5 protein-coding genes are annotated in these 2,347 nt (G+C 74.1%); 2 read left to right on the top strand and 3 right to left on the bottom strand.

Translation table 11 applies throughout. The features are described 5' to 3' along the window. Positions 1 to 185 precede the first annotated feature (185 nt). Both ACFXAM_RS38585 and ACFXAM_RS38580 read left to right on the top strand, forming a co-directional pair. The gene (locus tag ACFXAM_RS38585) at positions 186 to 416 is read left to right on the top strand and encodes a hypothetical protein (protein ID WP_380298589.1); all 231 of its coding nucleotides are present in this window, start codon (positions 186 to 188) and stop codon (positions 414 to 416) included. 109 nt (positions 417 to 525) lie between these two features. Next, on the top strand, positions 526 to 1,260 hold the full coding sequence (locus ACFXAM_RS38580) for a hypothetical protein (RefSeq protein ID WP_380298587.1): 735 nt from the start codon (positions 526 to 528) through the stop codon (positions 1,258 to 1,260). On the opposite strand, the gene ACFXAM_RS38575 is transcribed toward ACFXAM_RS38580, so the two are convergent. The 3 genes from ACFXAM_RS38575 to ACFXAM_RS38565 all read right to left on the bottom strand — a co-directional run bounded on the left by ACFXAM_RS38575 (position 1,163) and on the right by ACFXAM_RS38565 (position 2,214). Continuing rightward, entirely contained in the window at positions 1,163 to 1,414 is a 252-nt protein-coding gene (locus ACFXAM_RS38575) for a hypothetical protein (protein WP_380298586.1), read from the bottom strand. The genes ACFXAM_RS38580 and ACFXAM_RS38575 overlap by 98 nt on opposite strands. A 243-nt stretch (positions 1,415 to 1,657) precedes the next feature. Beyond that, positions 1,658 to 1,789, bottom strand: a complete 132-nt coding sequence (locus ACFXAM_RS38570) for a hypothetical protein (RefSeq protein WP_380298584.1) — start codon at positions 1,787 to 1,789, stop codon at positions 1,658 to 1,660. Positions 1,790 to 1,794: 5 nt separating this feature from the next. After that, a complete protein-coding gene (locus tag ACFXAM_RS38565) occupies positions 1,795 to 2,214 on the bottom strand; it encodes a hypothetical protein (protein WP_380298582.1) in 420 nt (139 codons plus the stop codon). Positions 2,215 to 2,347 lie beyond the last annotated feature (133 nt).

Raw genomic sequence — 2,347 nt, 5'->3', positions numbered from 1 at the left:
TTGGTGTGGTGTTGGTTTGATTTTATGGTCGGGCGGGTGCCGCGCGGACTGGGGGGTCGCGGGGGCGCCGGGCGCGGCGGGGGCGGGGCCGGGGGCCCCCGGCCCGCGGGGGTGTTCGTCGGTGCCCGACTACCGCGCACCGATCGGCCGGGACCGTCCCGGCCCCCACAGAGGAGGCACACACCATGGCGCAGCAGGACACCAGCAACAGCGTCACCGACTCGATGGTGAACGGGATCGCCGTGCAGATCGGTAGCGCGTCCGGGCCGATCAACGTTGGCGCCAGCACGCAGTACAACGACCTGCGGACCGGCGGCGTGCACGTCCACGGCGACGGCAGCTACGTCGAGCGCGGCAGCGTCACCACCGTCATCGACGGCCGGTCGGTCAGCAGCATCCCGCTCGACCTGCTCTGACCAGCGCCACGACCGTCCGTCCTAGAGGCCGTCGCGCCCCGCCTCCGGCCCCTGCCGGGTGGCGGGGCGCGGCGGCCTTCTCCACACCCAGCACGTCCGGGAGGACAGCATGTTCGTGATCAGCCCCGACGACCATCAGCAGGCCTGCGCCGAGCTGGAGGGCCGCCACCACCCGCACTACCGGGGCACGGCGCCGACGGAGTTCGGCAACCTGGTTTTGGTCTTCGTGCCGTTCACCGGTGACGAGGACGAGCCCGCCCTGCCCGCCGACCACTGGCACGACCGGGCGCTCTCCCCGGCCGGCCGCCAGCTGCTCGCCGCCGAGTACGACGAGGCCCGCAGCCTGTGGCGCAACGCCCGGTACGTCCTGGACCTGCAGATCGCCGCCACCGGCTGCACCGGCCGGTGGACCGCCTACACCCGGGCCCGCCAGGAGATGGACGACTTGGCCGCCTCCCTGGCCTCCACCCCCGACACCCAGTGGCGCTCCACCGTCTACCGGCTGATCACCGCGCAGGACACGGCGCTCGCGGCGGCGACGGCATGGGACCGCAAGGCCCGCGGTATCGCGGACGTCCACGCCGCCTACCTGCACGGCAGCCTGACCAGGATCGAGGCCGCCGAGAAGGCCGGCCTCGACCCCGCGTGGGTCGTCGGCTCCGACAGCGACTACAGCAGCTGGGACCCCGCCCCGCTGACCTACCCGGGCGCTCGGCGCGGCGGCGAACGACAGCAACCGGCGGCGGTCAGGCCAGGGCGGCGAGGCGCCGCAGCGCCTCGACCTGGTCCGGGTGCGCGGCCTCGGCCAGGACGTGCCGCTGCTCCAGGAGCGCGCCGTCGGTGACGGGCTGCTCCAGGAGCGGGTCGGCCCAGACGGCGATGTCACGCGCGTCGAGCAGGCCCATGTAGGCGACGTACTCGGCGTAGTCGGCGGCCTCGTAGTCGCGGTGCATCTGGTCCAGCCCGGCCTGCCAGGCGGCGTACTCCTCGGTCGTCATCACCGGCGAATCCCTCTCGTCTCGGGTGGTGGCTGCTACTTCTTGGCGGCCTTCTCGGCCTGCGCCTTCGCGCGCATCTCGCGGGCCCGGCGCAGCAGCTCGTCCATCTGCCGCGTCCAGGCCTGGTCCTCCGGGCTGCTCACTTGCCGCTGCCCTTCGAGGTGACCGGGCCGTCCTTCGGGGCGGGAGTGCCGGGGGTTCCGCCGCCGCCGTAGGAGCGGCACAGGGCGGGGTCGGTGCGGGTCACTTGGTGCCTCCCTGCTGCTGGCGGAGCTGGTCGGCCTCCTGGCGGGCGCGCTCGGCGGCCGCGGCGGCCGCGTTGGCGGCGGCGATGCGGCGGGCGACCTCCTGGTCGCCGAGGTGCTGGCTGCTCATCGGGGTCAGCCGGCCAGGGGGAGCACGCGGAGGGCGGTGACGGCGGCGGAGACGGTGACCGGCAGCGGCCGCACGACGCCGGTGGAGGCGGGCTCGGTGTCGGCGAGGTCGTCCAGGTCGATCACGACCGACCGGACCGCCTCGCTCGCGGCCACCGAGCGGGCGCGGACCCGGCGGACCTTCTCGGCCAGCAGCACGAGCAGGCCCTCGAGGCCGCGGGTGTCGTCGGGGTAGAGGCCGGCGGCGACGTCGTCCCAAACGGCGTCGGCCAGGTCCTCGTCCAGGTCCGCGGCGGCCGGGCTGATGTCGGCGAGCTGCTCGGCGGCAGCCACGAGCAGGCGGCCGGCGTACCGGCCATACAACTCGTCCAGGTCGGGGACGGCGGTCTTCGGGATGCGGGCGGAGAGTGCCATGATGGGGCCCACGATCGTGTTCCTCTCGTCTTAGCGGGTGGTGGTGCGCGACCGGCCAAGGCCTCCGGGGGTGCAACCCCGGAGGCCTTCTTTGCTGTTCTGGCTGCTGTACGAGCAGCCACGGCCCGGCGTCCACCCCGATCCC

This window comes from Kitasatospora sp. NPDC059462 (assembly GCF_042749955.1).
Classification (GTDB): domain Bacteria; phylum Actinomycetota; class Actinomycetes; order Streptomycetales; family Streptomycetaceae; genus Kitasatospora.
This window is presented reverse-complemented; position numbering and strand designations above follow the sequence as displayed.

Bases quoted from the DNA above. Each gene is read 5' to 3' on its own strand.
- ACFXAM_RS38585 (WP_380298589.1), top strand. From the start codon at position 186: ATGGCGCAGCAGGACACCAGCAACAGCGTCACCGACTCGATGGTGAAC.
- ACFXAM_RS38580 (WP_380298587.1), top strand. From the start codon at position 526: ATGTTCGTGATCAGCCCCGACGACCATCAGCAGGCCTGCGCCGAGCTG.
- ACFXAM_RS38575 (WP_380298586.1), bottom strand. From the start codon at position 1,414: ATGACGACCGAGGAGTACGCCGCCTGGCAGGCCGGGCTGGACCAGATG.
- ACFXAM_RS38570 (WP_380298584.1), bottom strand. From the start codon at position 1,789: ATGAGCAGCCAGCACCTCGGCGACCAGGAGGTCGCCCGCCGCATCGCC.